The following is a 19,093-nucleotide window of genomic DNA, read 5'->3' on the forward strand; positions in this document are numbered from 1 at the left end:
GATATCGCCAGGCAACATCCCGTTGCCCAGCGACATCTCGATACGACAGAAACCTAATTCCTCAGCACATCAGAATGACCATTTGATGTTGGCATTAACCGCATTAACCTGAGTATCGGAACCGTATTGCCCCTGATAACCGACGGCCAGCGTGGTGGATCGCGACAGCTTCACGCTCACCCCGACATCAGCCACCATCAGATTGTCGTCAACCGCCTGCCCCTGGGTGACAAAAGCGTCACTGCCGGCAAATGCCATGCGCGATGAGGTATTTTTATCGCCGTAGGCATGCTGCCAACCCAGTGAGCCGTAAAGGCTGACGTTTTTCGGCAACTCTTTGGTTCCACGCACGCCCAATGTCGAATAGAACGTATTCATCGTTTCATTGCGGACGCTCAGCGCGGCGGCGCCGCCCCTTTCCTGGAAGTTATCGGTGTGCAGACGGATGTAGCTCAGATTGATAAAGGGCTCGACGTTAGCGTCCGGCTGCCCGAAACGGTAGCCCGCTTCGGTGAACGCCAGCAGCGAGTCGGCGTCGTAGTCCGCCTTGAGCCGATCGGAGAAATTGCCGAAATCAACGTTGCGCTCATTCTCAAGCCGATGCCAGGTGTAACCCAGCGCACCGCGCAAGGAGAAGGCATCCTGCTGCCCTGCGGCATACAGACCCAGATGATAATTGTCGCTGTCGGACTTGGAACGGCGGCTATCAATATCGTAATCGCCGCGGCTATACCCAAAATATCCCCCAACGCGGACACTGTGGTCGGTGAGCTTGCGATCGGCACCGATCAGGAAACCGCTGGTGTTGCCATCCAGTTTCCCCACGTTGTCGTTACCGCTGTTTCTTGTCCAGGAGCCGAAGGTCTGCCCCCATACGCCGTTATTTTCGGCATTGGCCGGCTGAACCAGCGTCATCGCCAGCGGTGGAACGGGCAGCGCATCATTATCAAACGCGCGCAGCATGCGCTGGTTCAGGACATTGAACACTTGGGTGCTGCCGGCAATCAGGTTTGACTGAATGGAGGGATAGACTTCACCAGACAGTTGATTGAATGCGTCGCGAGCTTCCGGCGCGTTCAACAACAGCAAGGAGTTGTATAAGGCCAGTGAAGGGCCGCTCTGCGCCAACGTCGACAGGGCGCCGGCGGTATTCCACTGGTTGCCGGTTTGCGCCACCGTTTGGAAAATACCGGGCTTGCTGCCGCCTTCACCTGGATTGCCGCCTTCACCTGGATTGCCGCCCTCGCCTGGGTTACCGCCCTCGCCTGGATTGCCGCCCTCGCCTGGGTTGCCGCCTTCGCCTGGGTTGCCGCCTTCGCCTGGGTTGCCGCCTTCACCTGGGTTGCCGCCTTCACCTGGGTTGCCGCCTTCGCCTGGGTTGCCGCCTTCACCTGGGTTACCGCCCTCGCCTGGGTTACCGCCTTTTTGCGCAATCGTCAGATCCACGGCATTCGTACTCTGGTTGAGCGCCACGTCCAAAAATGCAGATTTTGAGATAGCCTCGGCAAACTTGCCGTCAATCCCGCCCTCCGAGGTTAAAATGCGGTAGCTTTGTCCTGTCTTATAACTGGTTTGCGGATCCAGCGCGGTAACCTGCACTTTGGCCTGCTCGCTGATGGTGGTTTTACCCGCTACGACCAGTTTGTCGCTGCTGCCGTCGCCGGCGATATCGACGTCGTAGAAAGATTCACCGAGGAAATTCAGATAGCGTTTCAGCGTAAGCGTGCCGATATTGCCGTCGCCGGGGGAAATATGGCCGCCGGACTGGATCTCGGTCTGGCCCAGGGTGCCGTTACCGCCCAGCGTACCGCCGGATTTGATCGACGCGGCGCTGCTGTAACCCAGGCCATTGCTGACGTCAGAACCGGCCGTGGCGTTGAGGATCAAGGTGCCGCCGCTCTCGGCGCTCAGTGTCTGCACGTCGAAAGGGCTGTCTTCTGGCTGCGTATTGATATCGCCGGCGATGATGATTTTGCCGCCCCGCGCGGTCACATTTGCCTTGAGCTGGGTCAGGTCGCCGCTCAGCGTCGTATGCCCGGCGGTATTGATAACCTCGCCTTCCCCCATCATCTTGTTGCGGAAGTCGTAGCTGTCGGAAGTATGGTTAAAGTAGACATAGCTGCCGAACAAGCCGCCCCGCAGGTTGACCGCCGTCTGGGCATCGATAGTACCCGCGCCACCCGCCGCGCCTAGCGTGGGTTCGGTCAACCCGGTGCCGGTGTCCATATTGCCGCGGCTGCCGATGATCAGCGCACCTCTGTTCGAGCCGGAGCCGGTATCGCCCAACCGCAGTTCGTTTGCGCCGGCGGAAAACTCGCCGCCGTCAACGACCGACAGCACGCCGTTGCCGTAATCCCCCACGCTGACATGGCTCCCGCTGGTAACGCGCGAACCATGGCCGGCGATGTAGAGTTCGGCGGTTTTACGCGCGCCGGAGACGCCCGCCACCTCGATGCTGCCGACGTTGACCGCGCCGCCGTTCAACACGTCCAGATCGCCATAGAGCGTGAGCGCGCGGCCGACGTTCCACTGCGAATTCGCCCCCGTAACCGTGGCTTTCGGGCTTAGCTTATCGGTCTCGCCGGGTCCGGAACCGTTGCCGATGCGCGCATCGAACATGGTGTTCAGCACCGCGCCGTCTTCAATCGACAGCGTGGATCTGGCCCCCAGATCGGTGCCGACGCTAAGAAAATTGCTGACGACTCTGGAACCGGCGCCCGTCGCGACAAGATGGCTGTCGTAGCCACGGCTGGAGCCGACCACGATCTCTTTCGCGCTGGCCAGCGCCCCTTCTTCAACCCGCAATGTGCCCAGCCCCAGATTAATATTGCCGTGCATGACGGATTGGTCATTGATGGCGTTCAATACCGCGTTCGGCCCTTTGACAGTGACCGAACTTTCATAAATTTGACCATTGGCGCGGGTGCCGATATTGATGTTATAGGCGTTGACTTCACCATTATCGATCAACAGGTTCCCGCCTTGATTACGGCCGACGTAAACATTGCCCGCGTAACTCAAAGGTTCCGTAATACGGGAGTCGCCATCAAAAATAGCATCATCGGCGCGCGCCATATCGGCGGGCCCAATCAATATCAATGGCGCGGAAAAAAGTGCGAGGTAAACTTTGGAAAGCGGTTTTCTTACCGCGAAGTGATGCGATGTTTGATCTTTCATGTTCTATCTCCGGCCCAATTATCTTGATGCCATCAAAGTTATTATTTATATGAAAAACTCAATGCATTAGAGTATGCGTGGCGCGTTATTTGCGAGTACAGAGGGCGGGTACAGAGGGATTGTCATCGAGACGCCAGCTTATTGCCCCCCAGCGCCAATGCCCCGATGCCAAAATTATTGGGACTGCGGACCAGTCCTGATTGCCAACTCCGGCTCGCGCCTGAGGCGAATTATTTATGCGTGACGACTGGAGTACAGGTCGGTGCGCTCAGCGAGGGCGCCGAACCTAAAATACCCGGCATCATCAGCGAGGAGCAGTCGAAAATGCGGCCTTTCTCGGTGGTGGCGCGATAAGAAAGTTTTTGCCCACCCAGGGCATCGGGCTGAGCACCATTGACATTGGTCACAGTTATTTCATCCGATGAACCCAGGCCCAGCATTTTAGCCGTTTCCGCCTGCAACAAGGGTATTGCCTGATCGGTTTTCAACGTTGAACAGCCGGCCACCAGTAAAGTAACGGCTAAAGCGATAAGTGGTTTTTTCATAAATTATCCTTTGTAACCAGACAGATCCAATCGCTGAATGGTTTTATGTTTTACCTTATCCAAATCCCCGAATAATATATTTCCCTTTCTTAAGTTAAAAAACCCTCCTAAAGTAGGGAGGGTTGATAATAACGAGTCATCGGAGCCAATCTGGTACGTTTACACGAAAGGAGATCTCTTTGGAGCAGGATTATGCACTGGTTGTCGATGACCATCCGCTGGTGGCAAGCGGCATCGCCAATTACCTGAATACGCATTGTCGTTTTAAACATGCCTATGTGGTAACCAACGAAGCTCATTGTTATCGCCATATTCTGGAAAATGGCGCTCCGCGCTTAATGGTTATCGATTTTTGGTTGTCCGAGGGGACGGCGTTGAAGTTACTCAAAGAGCTAAAAGACCAGTATTCGAAGATTCGTTTTCTGGTGGTCAGCGGCGATGAGAACAATGAAATAGGGCAAAAGGTGCGTGATGCCGGCGGGCACGGCTTTGTGCTTAAAAACGAACAACCTGAATTATTCGCCGAAGCCGTTTCCGCCCTGATGGAAAATAAAAAGTGGTTCCCTCTGGAACATGAAGAATGTGTAACCAGCGCTCACAGCCACCTGCAAAAATTCAATTTAACCCCGCGGCAAATAGATGTATTAATCATGATGATGCGCGGCTTTCCCAATAAGCGAATAGCTTCGCAGTTGTCTATTTCCGAACCCACGGTTAAAGAGCACATTAGCAACATTCTCAAAAAAATAGGCGTAAACAGCCGGGTGGAAGCCATCACCCTGCTGCATGGCAGGCAGGATCATTCGCAATGAAATTACTTCAATCATTACAAAATGATGAGATCTCCCCACGCGCACAGATCCGCCTGCTGGACAATACCTTCATGCGGTTGGTCTTCAGCTTTACCGCCGTGCCCTTTGTCGGTATTCCTTTCGCCATTTGGCTCTATTTATTGGGGAAAGAACTCACGCCGATTATTGCCTGGATACTGATATATTTTCTCTGCGCATTGGCCATCAGATTATGGCATCGACGCTATCGCTATGATACCCAGAAAAATAACGCCAGCACTGTGATTAGCCGTTGGTTACCGCGCATTAATAACGTCGCCTTCGTGCATGGTTTGGGTATTTCATCCTTATATTTAATCGCCCCAGAAAAAAACAGCTTCGATTTTTTCCTGTTATTAAACATCAGTATCGCGGCCATCGTCGCCGCCAACGCAACCCATCTGACGCCGGTCATCAGCACCTTTACGCGTTTTTTCTTCGCCTCCTGGGGCGTGCTTAATTTTGGCATTATCTGGCGACTGGGCGATGTCATGCCGATCGTACTGATGCTCAATTTGCTTTATGGGTTCGCCATTTACCGGCACGCATTGACCTCGCACGCCTTCTTTATTCAGCAAGCCCTGCTCGAAGAGAAAAGCTCGCGCCTTGCGGAACAATTTCGGCAGGCCAAGGAAGAGGCGGAACAAGCCTTGCTGGATAAAAATCAATTCCTGACCACCGCCAGCCATGATTTGCGCCAGCCGGTACACGCGATGGGTTTTCTGATCGAGGCCATCATCCATAAGAATCGTGACGCCACGCTGATCCCCCAACTGTTGGATCTGCAACAAAGCGTGCGATCGGTGCATCTTATGTTCAATTCGCTGCTTGATCTCAGCAAGATTGAGTCCGGCAACGTCAGTACGGCGACCACCCATGTGGACATTGGAAAGCTACTGGATTCCGTGATCACGCTGTTTCGCGAAGAGGCGAACAGCCGGGCATTATCACTTCGCACATGGCGGCCCAAACGGCGGGTTTGCGTGATGGGCGATCAATTGCTCATCCGGCAATCGCTGATCAACCTGATACAAAATGCGCTGCGTTATACGCAAGAAGGCGGTGTATTGATAGCGATCCGCCCACGGGGCGAGGAATGCCTGATCGAAGTGTGGGACACCGGCGTCGGTATCGCCGACGAAGAGAAAGGCAAAATCTTTTCCCCCTATTATCGCCCCGAACTGGCGTGGAAAATCGACAGCGCCGGCCATGGATTGGGGCTGGCGGTGGTGGCGCGCTGCGCCAAATTGATGAAGGTGAAATACGGCATGCGCTCCATTGAAGGCAAAGGATCGCGTTTCTGGATGCGTTTTGCCTTGTATGCCGGCGAAGAGCACCCGCCGGAAAGCGTTAACAGCTACGCCAACACCGGCGCCCCAACCCGCTATGAGTCATTGAGTGGCGCCTGCCTGGTGGTGGACGATGACCCGCTGGTGACCTCCGCCTGGGAGAGTTTGATGAGCACCTGGGGCATTACCGTGCGCTGCGCGGCTTCCGCCGAGGAGGCTTTTGCGATTATCGACGAAGGCTTCACGCCTTTCGCCGTGCTGTGCGATCAACGACTCCGCTCCGGCGAGAGCGGCTTCGATATCTTGAAAGCGCTGTTTGAGCGCCTGCCGGATACCAGCGGCGCCATGGTCAGCGGGGAATTCAACTCGCCGGTTCTGCAAGAGGCCGAGCAGGAAGGTTACCTGGTATTGAGAAAGCCGCTGGAGCCGGCGAAATTGCATGCTTTGTTGAGCCAGTGGGCGAGTAGTTAGCGAACACAGACTGGCCCCCGGCCCCACCGCCAAAACACCTTAAACGCCAAGCTTGCGCAGCAGGCCCTCGAGGTTGCGTTCCCCCTCTTTAGTCTGGGCGCCAGCCTTAAGCCCACCACGAATCAGCTGCTCCGTGGCCGGGCGGGCAAACAAACCCGCCCAGGCTTCGTGCTCGCGCTGAAAGCCCGCCCGCAGGTCCGGCGCGGGCATCGCCTGCTTGGCCGCCGCGATAACCCCGGCAGGCAATGCCGCGATGTTGCGCGCTAGCCGCTCGACGAACTCATCAAGCTCGGCGGCGGGCAATGCGCGATTAATCCAGCCGTAGCGCTCTGCGGTTGCCGCGTCGATAAGATCGGCGCCAAGGATCACTTCAAGCGCGCGGCCGCGCGTCATGCGGCTCGTCAGATATTGGGTCGCGCCGCCGCCGGGCGTAATGCCCATCAGGGCTTCGCACTGGGCAAGCCCCGCCCGCCCTTCCGCGGCGAAGGCCATGTCGGCCGCCGCCACAAATTCTGCGCCGCCGCCGCGCGCCAGCCCGGCCAGCTTAACGATGGTGACCTGCGGTTGGTTGCGCACCAATTCGCCAAAGGCCTGGAACGGATTAAGCCCCTCCGGCGCGTTGCGCGCCAGTTCATCGAAGGCGTGCGGCTCATCGATCAGGGTCATATCAACATGCGCAATGAAGAACTCGGGATCCGCGCTCTGAAAAACCAGCACGCGCGTGTCCGGATCGTCACGTACCGAGAGCAATAAACGACTCATTTCCGACATCAGTGCCACATCGAGCACGTTTACCGGCGGATTATCGATAGTGACCGTCAATACACCGTGCGCGTGAGACAGCCTGAGCTTGCTGAAATCTGTATCTGTCATGTCCATGTCCTTTTTGCCTGGGGATAACGGTGCTGGATTTTCGCGCCGTTCGTCGAATGGTATACTTTGCATACCTGGCGTCAATTACGCACCTTAAGCATCCCAGGGATGCTGGAGAATACCTATGGACAAGACTGACCCGATCTACCGCGCAGACTGCCCGAGCCGCATCGTTCTCGACCAGATCGCCGACAAATGGTCAATGATGGTGCTGGAGGTGCTGCGTGAGCCGCAGCGTTTTAACGCCATCAAGCGCCGCCTGGATGGCGTCACTCAACGCGTACTGACCCAAACGCTGCGCAAGCTGGAACGCAACGGCATGGTGAAACGCAAGGTGTTGGATGGGCGGGTGCTTGGCGTCGAGTATTCACTGACGCCGCTTGGCGAATCCTTGCAGGGGCCGTTTTCGATACTGTTCAACTGGACGCTGGGGAATATGGAGGCGATTCAGGACTGCCAGCGCAGATATGATGAGCAAAGCCAACAGGTTGAGAATTGAGGCTGGCTACTGATAAGACATACTCTGCGCTCCATTGCAGGCAAGGATCGTATTTGGAGATGGGCTTTATCTTGTACATCGGCGAAAAAAACATGCCGGGGGGTGTTAAGGAGGAAATCAGCCGTCCCCCTCGTTAAGGATAGCGTTGCATCGACCCATTGAGCTCACAGCACAAACCGGACCTCCTGACGGACAGGTGATTATTTCCCTGAAGCTAACAAGACAGGCGAGCAGTGTGCTGCTCGCCCTACTGAATGCCGCGTCAGAGACATGGCACCGTAAGCCCGGCGTAGCCAGTTACCTGGCTATAAACTCTGCCCTTCTTCCCCCAGCCCTGATTAGCCTGAACCAGCTGTCAGCAAGTAATTTCTTTTAACCCCGGAGAGAGGGCTTTACGGCGCTTGCGACATAAAGGGGGGGATTTACGGGGCCTTATCTTGCTGCTGACGCTTAGGGGGGTATTCTTCAGTTATTTCAGCGAAACCAGGGAACTTAACACGGTAGCTTGTATCAACGGTAGTCCGTTAAGGAACGATAGAGAAAGTTGTACAGGCAATCTGTTGCAGGCCCACTTTCTCCTGACTTCCGTAAGATACTCACTTCCAGATCGTTCAGTGGAGGCAGACCTTCATTGGCGCCAATAATGCACAGGGATGGCGGTACGCTGCACTTAGCCAAACCGGCCACTGCAAGCCCCGCCTGAACAACAGCTACAAGACCAAGCAAGCTGGCACTCGAATAAGCATTCCGGTAGGTATAGCCGTTTTCAGATAGAGCACGAATGACATTGGTACGTGCAGCACTCCCGGGAGCAAATAGTGCTACCGGGACAGGATCACTTTTCCAGGCGACATGTGTTGGTGATGCAACCCAGACAAAAGGCTCTTTTCGTATCACTTCAACCGGTTGTTCCTCCGCCCGGGTAACAATAGCCAGATCAATTTTTCCATCCGCAATAGCTTTTGTGAGGGAAAGAGAGGGCTCACATATCAGTTCTACTGTCACCAAGGGATGTTCCGCCGAGAATTGTTCAAGCACCGGAGGTAATAAAAAAGCGGCATAGTCATCAGGTACCCCCAGGCGAACACAGCCCGTCTCTTCTGGGCGTGTCACACTTGTCCAGGCCTCATCTGACAGTTTCAAAATTTGCCTGGCATGAACCAGGAAATCAGCACCAACGGAGTTGAGGACAACAGCCTTTGTCCCTCGATGTAAAAGGCGTTTACCGATGGACTGTTCAAGACGCTTGATCTGCATACTCACAGCAGACTGGCTTCTCCCGATCCGTTCGCCCGCACGGGAAAAACTGCCCGTTTCGACAACAGCAACAAAGGCACGCAGCAGATCAATATCTAAAAGATTAGCCATAGCTCTATCAATATAACGAATAGAAGCCATAAAATCTATTCACTGGATTAATTTAACCACGAAAAATATAGTTGCTTCATTGTTCATTTTAGAGCCTGGGAAGGGAAAGAAAAATGTCTGACAAACAGCTACCTGCGGTTAAACTCGCTGTCGGAATGGCGATGATAGGAACGGTTGGTGCTTTTGCCGTGGAGTCCGGACTTTCGCCAGTTTCGGTAGTGTTCTGGCGCTGCGTTTTTGGCACTCTCTTTCTTGGTTTATGGTGCATCATCCGGGGTTACCTGCCGGACAGGTCTCTTTCCCTTAAACGTCTTACTTATGCCTCCCTCGCAGGGGTCTGTATGGTGCTTAGCTGGATAGCTTTTTTTGCCGGATTCACACTTACCTCAATAGCCACAACAACTATTGTCTACCACATACAACCTTTCTTTGTTGTACTGATCAGCGCGGTGTTTCTTAGGGAGCTGATCTCACTAAACCAGGTCCTATGGATGGCAGGAGCATTTACAGGCGTCATTCTGGCCAGTGGGCTTATCGCTCCCTCCGGTGTCATTAATATTCACTGGGTTCTGGGAGTCGCGCTTACTCTGGTTGCAGCCTTGCTGTACGCGATATCAACAGTAGTGGGGAAAGGACTGGGACAGCAACGACCCGAAATTACCACATTATGCCAGACGATAGTTGGAATTATTCTGCTGGCCCCCTTTACCGATTCGTTTCGTTCAGTTCCTCCTGAGTCGTGGGGGTGGTTAATTGGCATAGGTGTACTGCACACCGGTGTCGCCTACGTCCTGATGTATTCGGCTTATCCAAAGTTAACCACCCCGGTAATTGGCGTGCTGACTTTTATCTACCCAGTGGTTGCTATCATTGTTGACTGGGTGTTTTATGGCCATCAACCAGGGGTCATTCAGATGACAGGTATGATACTGATCGCACTATGCACACTTGGTGTAAAACTGGGCTGGCATTTCCCAGTCGGGCGACAACGGAAGATAAGTTTATAAGGCCATAGCGACAGATAATCTTCACGGGTTCACAGCGTCCGCTTCACGCCCTGAGACATCCAAACCCAACTTTTCACAGGCCAACGAGGATGTCAGTTCAAATATAAGGCAACACAATCAAAGGTTAATACTCACAGAGGTTTTAGCCGCTAAAATTTTCTTCTATCGCAACAAGCGCTACCAAAATTTGCCAATCATAAAAACAAAAAAACCCGCAATTACGCGGGTTTAGTCATTTTATTGCCTGTCAGCGCCAGCTTAAGCCGGCAACCAAATCATTCCCACTCAATGGTAGCCGGTGGCTTGCCGCTGATGTCATAAACTACACGGGAAATGCCGTCCACTTCGTTGATGATGCGGTTGGAGACGCGGCCGAGGAAATCGTACGGCAGGTGCGCCCAATGTGCGGTCATAAAGTCGATGGTTTCCACTGCGCGCAGTGAAACAACCCAGTCGTATTTACGGCCGTCGCCCATCACGCCGACCGAACGCACCGGCAGGAATACGGTGAACGCCTGGCTGACCTTGTTGTACAGGTCGGCTTTATGCAGCTCTTCGATGAAGATGGCATCGGCACGGCGCAGCAGGTCGCAGTACTCTTTCTTCACTTCGCCCAGCACGCGCACGCCCAGACCTGGCCCCGGGAACGGGTGGCGGTACAGCATGTCGTACGGCAGGCCCAGCTCCAGACCGATTTTGCGCACTTCGTCTTTGAACAGCTCTTTCAGCGGCTCGACCAGGCCCAGCTTCATCTCTTTCGGCAGGCCGCCCACGTTGTGGTGCGACTTGATCACGTGCGCTTTGCCGGTGGCGGAAGCGGCGGATTCAATCACGTCCGGATAGATGGTGCCTTGCGCCAGCCATTTCACTTCGTCTTGCTTGCAGGCTTCTTCGTCGAACACTTCCACGAATACGCGGCCGATGATCTTGCGCTTGGCTTCCGGCTCGTCAACGCCGGCCAGCGCGTCCAAGAAGCGGTTTTCCGCCGCGACGTGCACGATGTTCAGGCCGAAGTGGTCGCCGAACATATCCAGCACCTGGTCGGCTTCGTTCAGGCGCAGCAGGCCGTTGTCGACAAACACGCAGGTCAGGCGTTTGCCGATGGCGCGGTGCAGCAACATGGCGGTAACGGAAGAATCCACGCCGCCGGACAGGCCGAGGATCACGTGATCTTCGCCCACTTGCTCGCGGATACGCTCAACCGCATCTTCGATGATGGTCGCAGGCGTCCACAGGGCTTCACACTGGCAGATATCCAATACGAAACGCTCCAGCATACGCTGGCCCTGGCGGGTATGGGTCACTTCCGGGTGGAACTGCACGCCGTAGAAGCGTTTTTCTTCGTTGGCCATAATGGCGAACGGGCAGGTATCGGTGCTGGCGACGGTCACGAAGTCGGAAGGGATGGCGGTCACTTTGTCGCCGTGGCTCATCCACACGTCCAGCAGCGGTTTGCCGGCAGCGCTGAGGGCGTCTTCGATGCCGCGAACCAGCGCGCTGTCGGTGGTCACTTCCACCTGCGCATAGCCGAACTCACGTTCGTTGGAACCCTGCACATGGCCGCCCAGCTGCATCGCCATGGTCTGCATGCCGTAGCATACGCCCAGTACCGGCACACCGGCGGTGAACACGTATTCTGGCGCACGTGGGCTGTTATGTTCGGTGGTGCTCTCCGGGCCGCCGGAAAGGATGATGCCGCTTGGATTGAATTCGCGGATTTGCTCTTCGCTAACGTCCCAGGCCCACAGCTCGCAGTAAACGCCGATTTCGCGCACGCGGCGTGCTACCAGTTGAGTGTATTGCGAACCAAAATCCAGAATAAGGATGCGATGCTTATGGATATTATTTGTCATGTGAGGCGAATTCCAGCAACAGAGAAAAAGAGCGAAAAATAAGGTTTCGGGGCGAGGAGCCAAACCCCCCACCCCGGCCTCTCCCGCAGGAGAGGGTCAAGCATTAACCCATGCGGTAGTTCGGTGACTCTTTGGTGATGGTCACGTCATGCACGTGGCTTTCCTGAATGCCGGCGCCGCTGATGCGCACAAATTCAGCCTTGGTGCGCAGATCGTCGATGGTGGCGCAGCCGGTCAGGCCCATGCAAGAGCGCAGACCGCCCATTTGCTGGTGCACGATCGCTTTCAGCATGCCTTTGTAAGCCACGCGGCCTTCGATACCTTCCGGCACCAGTTTGTCGGCGGCGTTATCGGTTTGGAAGTAACGGTCGGAAGAGCCTTTGGACATGGCGCCCAGCGAGCCCATACCGCGGTAGGATTTGAACGAACGGCCCTGGTACAGCTCGATTTCGCCCGGCGATTCTTCGGTGCCCGCCAGCATAGAGCCGACCATTACGCAAGATGCGCCGGCCGCGATGGCTTTGGCGATGTCGCCGGAGAAGCGGATGCCGCCGTCGGCGATAACCGGGATACCGGTGCCTTCCAGCGCTTCAACCGCGTCGGCGATAGCGGTGATCTGCGGTACGCCCACGCCGGTCACGATGCGGGTGGTACAGATGGAGCCAGGGCCGATACCCACTTTCACCGCGCTCACGCCGGCGTCAGCCAGCGCTTTGGCGCCGGAGGCCGTAGCGACGTTGCCGCCAACGATCTGCAGATCCGGGTATTTGGCGCGGGTTTCGCGAATGCGCTGCAATACGCCTTCGGAGTGGCCGTGAGAGGAGTCGATCAGGAGTACGTCAACGCCTGCTGCGACCAGCGCGTCAACGCGCTCTTCGTTGCCGGCACCGGCGCCAACCGCAGCGCCAACGCGCAGGCGGCCATGCTCGTCCTTACAGGCGTTTGGCTTGCGCTCCGCCTTCTGGAAGTCTTTTACGGTGATCATGCCCAGCAGATGGAAGTTGTCGTCCACCACCAGCGCTTTCTCAACGCGTTTTTCGTGCATTCTTTGCAGCACGACTTCACGCGCTTCACCCTCTTTCACCGTGACCAGGCGCTCTTTCGGCGTCATCACGGCGGTAACAGGCTGGTTCAGATCGGTCACGAAGCGCACGTCACGGCCGGTGATGATACCGACCAGTTCGTTCTCTTCGGTCACTACCGGGTAGCCGGCAAAGCCGTTACGCGCGGTCAGTTCTTTCACTTCTTTCAGCGTGGTGGAGGGAGTTACGGCTTGCGGGTCGGTAACTACGCCGCTTTCATGTTTTTTCACGCGGCGGACTTCTTCAGCCTGACGCTCGATGGACATGTTTTTGTGAATGAAGCCCAGGCCGCCTTCCTGCGCCAGCGCAATGGCCAGGCCGGATTCGGTTACGGTATCCATGGCTGCGGACAGCATAGGGATATTCAGGTGGATAGTTTTGGTCAATTGGGTGCCGAGCTCAGCGGTATTAGGCAGAACCGTAGAGTGAGCTGGAACCAGGAGAACGTCGTCAAACGTTAGTGCTTCTTTCGCGATACGTAGCATGGGCAATATCTCACCAGAGTGGGCTGTGAAAAAGATAAAATATTGCCGCGGCATTATACAGAGCGTAATCGGTTGCCTCCAGCACTTTCTCACAAAAACTCTTGATTACCTTTTTCAGCCCTGTAGTATCGACCAATTAAGTGGTTGTTTTGGAATTTGATCTGGGTCACATGTCGCTACCTGTCTCGCCGTCTATTTTTACCGTAAGCCGCCTGAATCAGACGGTTCGACAGCTGCTGGAAATGGAAATGGGCCAGATTTGGCTCTCCGCCGAGATATCCAACTTCTCTCAACCGGCTTCCGGCCACTGGTATTTCACGCTGAAAGACGACCGCGCGCAGGTGCGCTGTGCGATGTTCCGCAACAGCAACCGCCGCACCACCTTCCGCCCGCAAAACGGCCAGCAAGTGTTGGTTCGCGCCAGCATCACGCTGTATGAACCGCGCGGCGACTATCAGCTGATTGCCGAAAGCATGCAACCCGCCGGCGACGGCCTGCTGCAACAGCAATTCGATCAACTGAAACAGCGCCTGAGCGCCGAAGGCCTGTTCGACCAACAGTTCAAACAACCGCTGCCCAGCCCGGCCAAACGCGTCGGGGTGATCACCTCCGCCAGCGGCGCGGCGCTGCACGATGTGCTGCAGGTGCTGCAACGGCGCGATCCTTCGCTGCCCATCGTTATCTACCCGACCTCGGTGCAGGGCGCGGAAGCGCCATTGCAGATCGTGCGCGCCATCGAAACGGCCAACCGCCGCGACGAATGCGACGTGCTGATCGTCGGCCGGGGCGGCGGCTCGCTGGAAGACCTGTGGAGTTTTAACGACGAACGCGTAGCGCGGGCGATATTCGCCAGCCGCATTCCGATCGTCAGCGCCGTCGGCCATGAAACCGACGTCACCATTGCCGATTTTGTCGCCGACCTGCGTGCGCCAACCCCTTCCGCCGCCGCCGAACTGGTCAGCCGCAATCAGTTGGAGCTGCTGCGTCAGTTGCAATCCCAGCAGCAGCGGATGGAAATGGCGATGGATTACTATCTGGCCCAGCGTCAGCAGCAGTTCACCCGCATCAACCACCGTTTGCAACAGCAGCATCCGCATCTGCGCCTGGCGCGCCAGCAGACGCTGTTGTTCAAGCTGCAACGCCGGTTGGAAGACGGCATGCAAAACCAGCTGCGCCTGTCTTCACGCCGCAGCGATCGGGTGCAACAACGTTTGGCGCAGGTACAGCCGCAGGCGCGCATTCACCGTTATCAGCAACGCGTGCAGCAACAGGAATACCGTTTGCAGCAGGTGCTGGAGCGCCAACTCAATGCTTACCGCCAGCGTTTCGGCGTGGCCTGTAGCCAGCTCGAAGCGGTCAGCCCGTTGGCGACGCTGGCGCGCGGCTACAGCGTGACGCAAACCCCGCGCGGCGAATTGCTGAAAACCACCAAACAGGCCCAGGTGGGCGAACTGCTGAAAACCCGCCTGCAGGATGGCTGGGTGGAAAGCGAAGTGAAAACTATCATCGTCGCCAAGAAGCCGCGCAAAAAACGCGCGGCTGACGCGGCCGAATAGCTATTCCCGTTATTTCAGCGTAAAACTCTCTCCCGGCTCACCGTTGATCCACAGTTCCCGCGTTTCTCCGGCAGGCAGGCTGACCGTCAGCGTTCGCCATGCCGGTTTGAACTGCCCTTCGGTGGTGACGTTCAGCATGACGCGCCGATTATCGCTGTGCATCTCCCAGCGCAGCCACAGCGCGTTGCCCTGCTGCCAGCCATAACTTTCCCCGTCGTCTTCGAACAACAGCCCAGAAGCGCTGCCACAGCCTTTAAACGGGTACAGTTGCAACTCGCGCCGATCGTCGGCGGCAACGTCAACGTGCGCCAAGCGTGATGACAACGGCAACGCCGCCCCGGCGCGCACCAACAGCGGTAAACGCTCCAGCGGCGCATCCAGCACCACCGTCTGGCCACCGCTGAACCACTGGCCGCTGTGGAAGCAGTACCAGCCTTCGCCGTTATCCGGCAGATAGACCGAACGCGCACGCTGCCCCTGCTCCACCACGCTGGCCACCAGCAAATCGCGGCCAATCATAAAATCGTCGGTTTCTTTCAGGGTGCGTTCGTCATGCTCGTGATCGAGGAAGGTCGGGCGCAGCATCGGCTCGTCGTCGGCGCTGGCCTGCCACAGCAGGGTGTAGAAATAGGGCATCAGGCGATAGCGCAGGTTGATCGCCTCGCGGACGGCCGGCGTGGCGGCCGGATACATCCACGGCTCGTTAACCGTCGCGTCGTCATTCCAGGAGTGAATGGTGAAACGCGGGTGCATCACGCCGTTTTGCACCCAGCGCACCAGCAGTTCGGCGTCCGGTTTGTCGCCGGAAAAACCGCCGACGTCGTGCCCCAGGTTATACAACCCGGACAGGCTCATGCCCAACCCCATGCGGATGTTGTAGCGCAGGGTTTGCCAGTTGGTGCGGTTGTCGCCGCTCCAGGTCTGCACGTAGCGCTGCATGCCGGCACAGCCGGAACGGGAGATCAGGTACGGCCGCAGGTCGGGCGCAAAGCGCTGCTGGGCTTCCATCGACGCGCGCATCATCAGCAACGGCATTACCGGGCGGATATGCTTGATGGCGATCGGCCGGCCAAAACCCTGGCAACGCGCTTCTGCGTCCCATACTTCGTATTCGTTGTTGTCGTTCCAGGTTGAATCTATGCCCATCTCCAGCAGTTGCTGAGTGACGCCCTGCTGCCACCAACGCACCGTCGCCGGATTGGTGAAATCGAGGTGCGAGCCTTCGTCGTCCCAAAAGCTGGACCGCTCCGGCTGGTCGCTTTCCGAATCGCGGATAAACAGCCCCTGCTCCGCCGCCTGCCGGTACTGCGGATGATCCTGCAACAGGCAGGGTTTGATGTTGGCCGCCAGCTTCAGCCCGGCGGCGTGGAACGCCTGGCTCAGTAGCTTCGGCTGCGGCACCTTGTCGTAATTCCAGTTGAACACGTAGCGCTTGTTGCCGATCGAGGTGTAACCCGAAGACAGCTGGAACGAATCGCAGGGAATATCGTGCTGCTTGCACAAGGCGATGAACTGTTGCAACTGCTGCTGGGCGTCCGGCGCGTCGGTGTAATGCATGGTCGAACCGCTGTACCCGAGGCTCCATTTCGGCCCGAAGTGGGTCTTGCCGGTGAGGCGCACAAAGGCTTTGGTCACGTCCAGCACTTGCGGCCCCAGGAACAGGTAATAATCGAGATCCCCCGCCTCGGCCTGATAACGGCGGTAGGCCAGATGGTAGTTGTCGATCTCGTTGCCCAAATCCAGCCAACAGCTGCTCAGGTTGTCGTAAAACAGCCCGAAACTGGCCTCTGCACCGCGGGTGATGGTAAAGGGCACATGTTTGTACAGCGGGTCGGTGCTGGCGGCGTTGTAGCCCATCGCATCCAGATTGCGCATTTCGAAACGGCGGCCGCTGCGCTCCAGATCGCCGGCCTTCTCGCCCAGGCCATAATAGCGTTCGCCGGCAAAGCGGCGCTGGTAGTGCGCCACGCCGTCACCCTGCGGATTGAGCAGGTAGGCGCTGGTTGGCCGGTCGGCCGCCAGCGGCCGCCATTCACCGGCGGCATTGCGGTGCTCCCACTCCAGCCACAGCGGCTGATGCAGGGTAACGCGCAGCGCGGCGCTGGTCACCACCAGCCGATCCTCATGCTGTTGCAGTTGATAGCCCGGCAGGCTAAAACCGGCGACGCTCAGGCGATCGCGCCCTTCCCAGGGCACGTCAGCCTGCGGCGCAATGCTCCAGGTGCGATCCAGCGCCAGCTCGCCGTTGCGTTTGATCAGCACGCGGAACAGGTTGTCTTCCAGCACGTACAGGCAGAACAGGTGGCGCTCGTCGACCAACAGCTCAATACGATCGGCATATTCACCTGCCAGCGTCCATTTTTTTAACGTTTTCATAGGTATCCAACTTAACTATTCAGTGTTTTTTTACCGCTGCGTTCGGCGATCAAAGCAATCAGGAACACGGCGCCGATCAGATCGAAGAAGCCCATGGCGATAAACAGCGGATTGAAGCCGACGGTGTCGGAAACCGCACCGATCAGCAGCGTAAACAGGAAGCTGGCGATCCAGGCACTGGAGCCACGCATGCCGTTGACCGTCGCCATCTGGTTTTTATCGAACGACTCCACCACCAGCGCGCTGAGCATGCAGGAGATCACCTGATGGCCGAAACCGCCGATCGAGATCAACGCGATCGCCACATAGGGATCTTTGGTCACCGCGACAAACGCCAGCGATACCATCATGAAGGCGCCAGTGACCGAGCTGGCGACCACCGAGTTAACGCGGCTGCAACCGAACCATTTGCGGTACAGGGTGGTGAGATAACCGCTGGCGACGCTGCCGATATCCGCCGCCAAAAACGGCAGCCAGGCAAACATGGCGATGTGCTTTAAATCCATGCCGCGTTCGGTGGCCAGATACAGCGGCACCCAGAAGCTGAACACCGCCCAGGCCGGTTCGGCGAGAAAGGCCGGGATGGCGATGCCGTAGAACTTTTTGTTTTTACACAAGATGGCCAATGATTTTAAAAACGGCAGCCTCGGCAAGACCGGTTCGTTATCTTCGCGGATCAGATCCAGCTCTTTTTGGCTCAGGTTCGGGTGCTTTAACGGCTCGTGGTAGAACAGCCACCACAGCACCACCCAGATCAACCCCAGCGCGCCGGAGAACAAGAAGGCGCCCTGCCAGCCAAAAGAGACGTGGGCGATGACGATGATTGGCGGGGCCAGCATGGCGCCGATAGAAAAACCTACGCCCGCCCAGCCGGCGGCAACCGGCCGTTCCTTTTTCGGGAACCAGTCGGAGATCGCCTTGGCGTTGCCCGGCGTGGCCGCCGCTTCCGCCCCGCCCATGAAGAAGCGCAGGATCGCCAACTGAACCCAGCTCCCCGCCCCGGCGTGCAGCATGCACACCACTGCCCAGATGCTGGCGCAGATCAAAAAGCCCATCTTCAGGCCGATAACATCGATCAGCCAGCCGCAGATCGGCTGAAATACCGTATAGGCCAGTTGGAACGACGCCACCACCCAGGAATATTGCTCGGTGGTCATGTTCAGACTGGTTTTCAGCTCCGGCGCCAGGATACCCAGCGAGTTACGGGTAATGTAGTTGACCGTAACGCCGAGCAGAAACAGCGCCAGCATCCACCAGCGCAGCGATTTAAACTTGCGGCGGCCGCTGTGCGCGACCGTCTGATTAATTTCAACACTCATCTGTCTTCTCTCCACGGCGGCTGCCCGGTGAAACAGCTCGCTTTTTGGTAGGGCACGTTTTGGTATCGAAGGTATGGGTTGCTAAAATTTGCGATGGCGATCACGAAAAATCACACACACTGCTCACAACCACATGATTTATTTTCATTTTATTTATAATTCAGTCGGTAAATTGGACTGATAAGTCTATAAAATTGGTGTACCAATGCAGACTAGCCAGCCGGAAGCGTGAGCGAAACGTGGTTTTTTGCAAAAATTTTCATAAGCAGCCTAAAAGCTCGCCATAATGGCGACCCAAGCCAGACAGTACGCTGAAAAAATGCGGTGAAAATATTTTCACCGGCAAATTTGAAGGAGATCACA

The 19,093-nt window shown here is 56.7% G+C and carries 13 protein-coding genes; 5 read left to right on the top strand and 8 right to left on the bottom strand.

The window, feature by feature from the left end; genetic code table 11:
• Positions 1-69: 69 nt before the first annotated feature.
• Positions 70-3,177 (bottom strand): autotransporter outer membrane beta-barrel domain-containing protein, encoded by a 3,108-nt coding sequence (locus SPL01S_RS02290; RefSeq protein ID WP_063197360.1) that lies wholly within the window; start codon positions 3,175-3,177, stop codon positions 70-72.
• A 230-nt stretch (positions 3,178-3,407) separates the two neighbouring features.
• Positions 3,408-3,722 (bottom strand): putative periplasmic lipoprotein, encoded by a 315-nt coding sequence (locus tag SPL01S_RS02295; RefSeq protein WP_004952028.1) that lies wholly within the window; start codon positions 3,720-3,722, stop codon positions 3,408-3,410.
• 179 nt (positions 3,723-3,901) lie between these two features.
• On the opposite strand from SPL01S_RS02295, the gene SPL01S_RS02300 reads away from it, so the two are divergent.
• Both SPL01S_RS02300 and SPL01S_RS02305 read left to right on the top strand, forming a co-directional pair.
• Positions 3,902-4,534 carry a response regulator transcription factor gene (locus SPL01S_RS02300; protein WP_063197362.1) on the top strand — a complete coding sequence of 211 codons (633 nt, stop codon included), beginning with the start codon at positions 3,902-3,904 and terminating at the stop codon, positions 4,532-4,534.
• Positions 4,531-6,312, top strand: a complete 1,782-nt coding sequence (locus tag SPL01S_RS02305) for a hybrid sensor histidine kinase/response regulator (protein ID WP_063197364.1) — start codon at positions 4,531-4,533, stop codon at positions 6,310-6,312. Before SPL01S_RS02300 ends, SPL01S_RS02305 begins: the two co-directional genes overlap by 4 nt.
• A 39-nt stretch (positions 6,313-6,351) precedes the next feature.
• On the opposite strand, the gene SPL01S_RS02310 is transcribed toward SPL01S_RS02305, so the two are convergent.
• Entirely contained in the window at positions 6,352-7,185 is an 834-nt protein-coding gene (locus SPL01S_RS02310) for an enoyl-CoA hydratase/isomerase family protein (protein WP_063197542.1), read from the bottom strand.
• 124 nt (positions 7,186-7,309) lie between these two features.
• On the opposite strand from SPL01S_RS02310, the gene SPL01S_RS02315 reads away from it, so the two are divergent.
• Positions 7,310-7,684, top strand: a complete 375-nt coding sequence (locus tag SPL01S_RS02315; RefSeq protein WP_062791738.1) for a winged helix-turn-helix transcriptional regulator — start codon at positions 7,310-7,312, stop codon at positions 7,682-7,684.
• Between the two features lie 510 nt (positions 7,685-8,194).
• Here the strand turns inward: SPL01S_RS02315 and SPL01S_RS02320 are convergent.
• A complete protein-coding gene (locus SPL01S_RS02320) occupies positions 8,195-9,082 on the bottom strand; it encodes a LysR substrate-binding domain-containing protein (RefSeq protein ID WP_197913129.1) in 888 nt (295 codons plus the stop codon).
• Between the two features lie 83 nt (positions 9,083-9,165).
• On the opposite strand from SPL01S_RS02320, the gene SPL01S_RS02325 reads away from it, so the two are divergent.
• Complete coding sequence (locus SPL01S_RS02325; RefSeq protein WP_063197368.1) at positions 9,166-10,059, top strand: DMT family transporter; 894 nt, start codon at positions 9,166-9,168, stop codon at positions 10,057-10,059.
• Between the two features lie 275 nt (positions 10,060-10,334).
• Here the strand turns inward: SPL01S_RS02325 and guaA are convergent, their stop codons facing one another.
• Together guaA and guaB are read right to left on the bottom strand one after the other, a co-directional pair.
• Positions 10,335-11,912: a glutamine-hydrolyzing GMP synthase gene (gene guaA / locus SPL01S_RS02330; RefSeq protein WP_063197370.1), complete on the bottom strand. Its 1,578-nt coding sequence runs from the start codon at positions 11,910-11,912 to the stop codon at positions 10,335-10,337.
• A gap of 103 nt (positions 11,913-12,015) precedes the next feature.
• Positions 12,016-13,479, bottom strand: coding sequence for an IMP dehydrogenase (guaB, locus tag SPL01S_RS02335; RefSeq protein WP_063197372.1), 1,464 nt, complete (start codon positions 13,477-13,479; stop codon positions 12,016-12,018).
• 170 nt (positions 13,480-13,649) lie between these two features.
• On the opposite strand from guaB, the gene xseA reads away from it, so the two are divergent.
• Positions 13,650-15,035: an exodeoxyribonuclease VII large subunit gene (gene xseA, locus SPL01S_RS02340; RefSeq protein ID WP_063197374.1), complete on the top strand. Its 1,386-nt coding sequence runs from the start codon at positions 13,650-13,652 to the stop codon at positions 15,033-15,035.
• Between the two features lie 9 nt (positions 15,036-15,044).
• On the opposite strand, the gene SPL01S_RS02345 is transcribed toward xseA, so the two are convergent.
• Together SPL01S_RS02345 and SPL01S_RS02350 are read right to left on the bottom strand one after the other, a co-directional pair.
• Entirely contained in the window at positions 15,045-17,411 is a 2,367-nt protein-coding gene (locus tag SPL01S_RS02345) for a glycoside hydrolase family 31 protein (protein ID WP_063197376.1), read from the bottom strand.
• 11 nt (positions 17,412-17,422) lie between these two features.
• Positions 17,423-18,730, bottom strand: coding sequence for an MFS transporter (locus tag SPL01S_RS02350; RefSeq protein WP_063197378.1), 1,308 nt, complete (start codon positions 18,728-18,730; stop codon positions 17,423-17,425).
• Positions 18,731-19,093: the final 363 nt, after the last annotated feature.

Origin of the sequence: Serratia plymuthica NBRC 102599 (assembly GCF_001590925.1) — a bacterium.
Taxonomy (GTDB): domain Bacteria; phylum Pseudomonadota; class Gammaproteobacteria; order Enterobacterales; family Enterobacteriaceae; genus Serratia; species Serratia plymuthica.

Coding starts and splice junctions, on each gene's coding strand:
- SPL01S_RS02295 (WP_004952028.1), bottom strand. CDS start 3,722: ATGAAAAAACCACTTATCGCTTTAGCCGTTACTTTACTGGTGGCCGGC.
- SPL01S_RS02310 (WP_063197542.1), bottom strand. CDS start 7,185: ATGACAGATACAGATTTCAGCAAGCTCAGGCTGTCTCACGCGCACGGT.
- SPL01S_RS02305 (WP_063197364.1), top strand. CDS start 4,531: ATGAAATTACTTCAATCATTACAAAATGATGAGATCTCCCCACGCGCA.
- SPL01S_RS02350 (WP_063197378.1), bottom strand. CDS start 18,730: ATGAGTGTTGAAATTAATCAGACGGTCGCGCACAGCGGCCGCCGCAAG.
- xseA (WP_063197374.1), top strand. CDS start 13,650: ATGTCGCTACCTGTCTCGCCGTCTATTTTTACCGTAAGCCGCCTGAAT.
- SPL01S_RS02320 (WP_197913129.1), bottom strand. CDS start 9,082: ATGGCTTCTATTCGTTATATTGATAGAGCTATGGCTAATCTTTTAGAT.
- SPL01S_RS02290 (WP_063197360.1), bottom strand. CDS start 3,177: ATGAAAGATCAAACATCGCATCACTTCGCGGTAAGAAAACCGCTTTCC.
- guaB (WP_063197372.1), bottom strand. CDS start 13,479: ATGCTACGTATCGCGAAAGAAGCACTAACGTTTGACGACGTTCTCCTG.
- SPL01S_RS02345 (WP_063197376.1), bottom strand. CDS start 17,411: ATGAAAACGTTAAAAAAATGGACGCTGGCAGGTGAATATGCCGATCGT.
- SPL01S_RS02325 (WP_063197368.1), top strand. CDS start 9,166: ATGTCTGACAAACAGCTACCTGCGGTTAAACTCGCTGTCGGAATGGCG.
- guaA (WP_063197370.1), bottom strand. CDS start 11,912: ATGACAAATAATATCCATAAGCATCGCATCCTTATTCTGGATTTTGGT.
- SPL01S_RS02315 (WP_062791738.1), top strand. CDS start 7,310: ATGGACAAGACTGACCCGATCTACCGCGCAGACTGCCCGAGCCGCATC.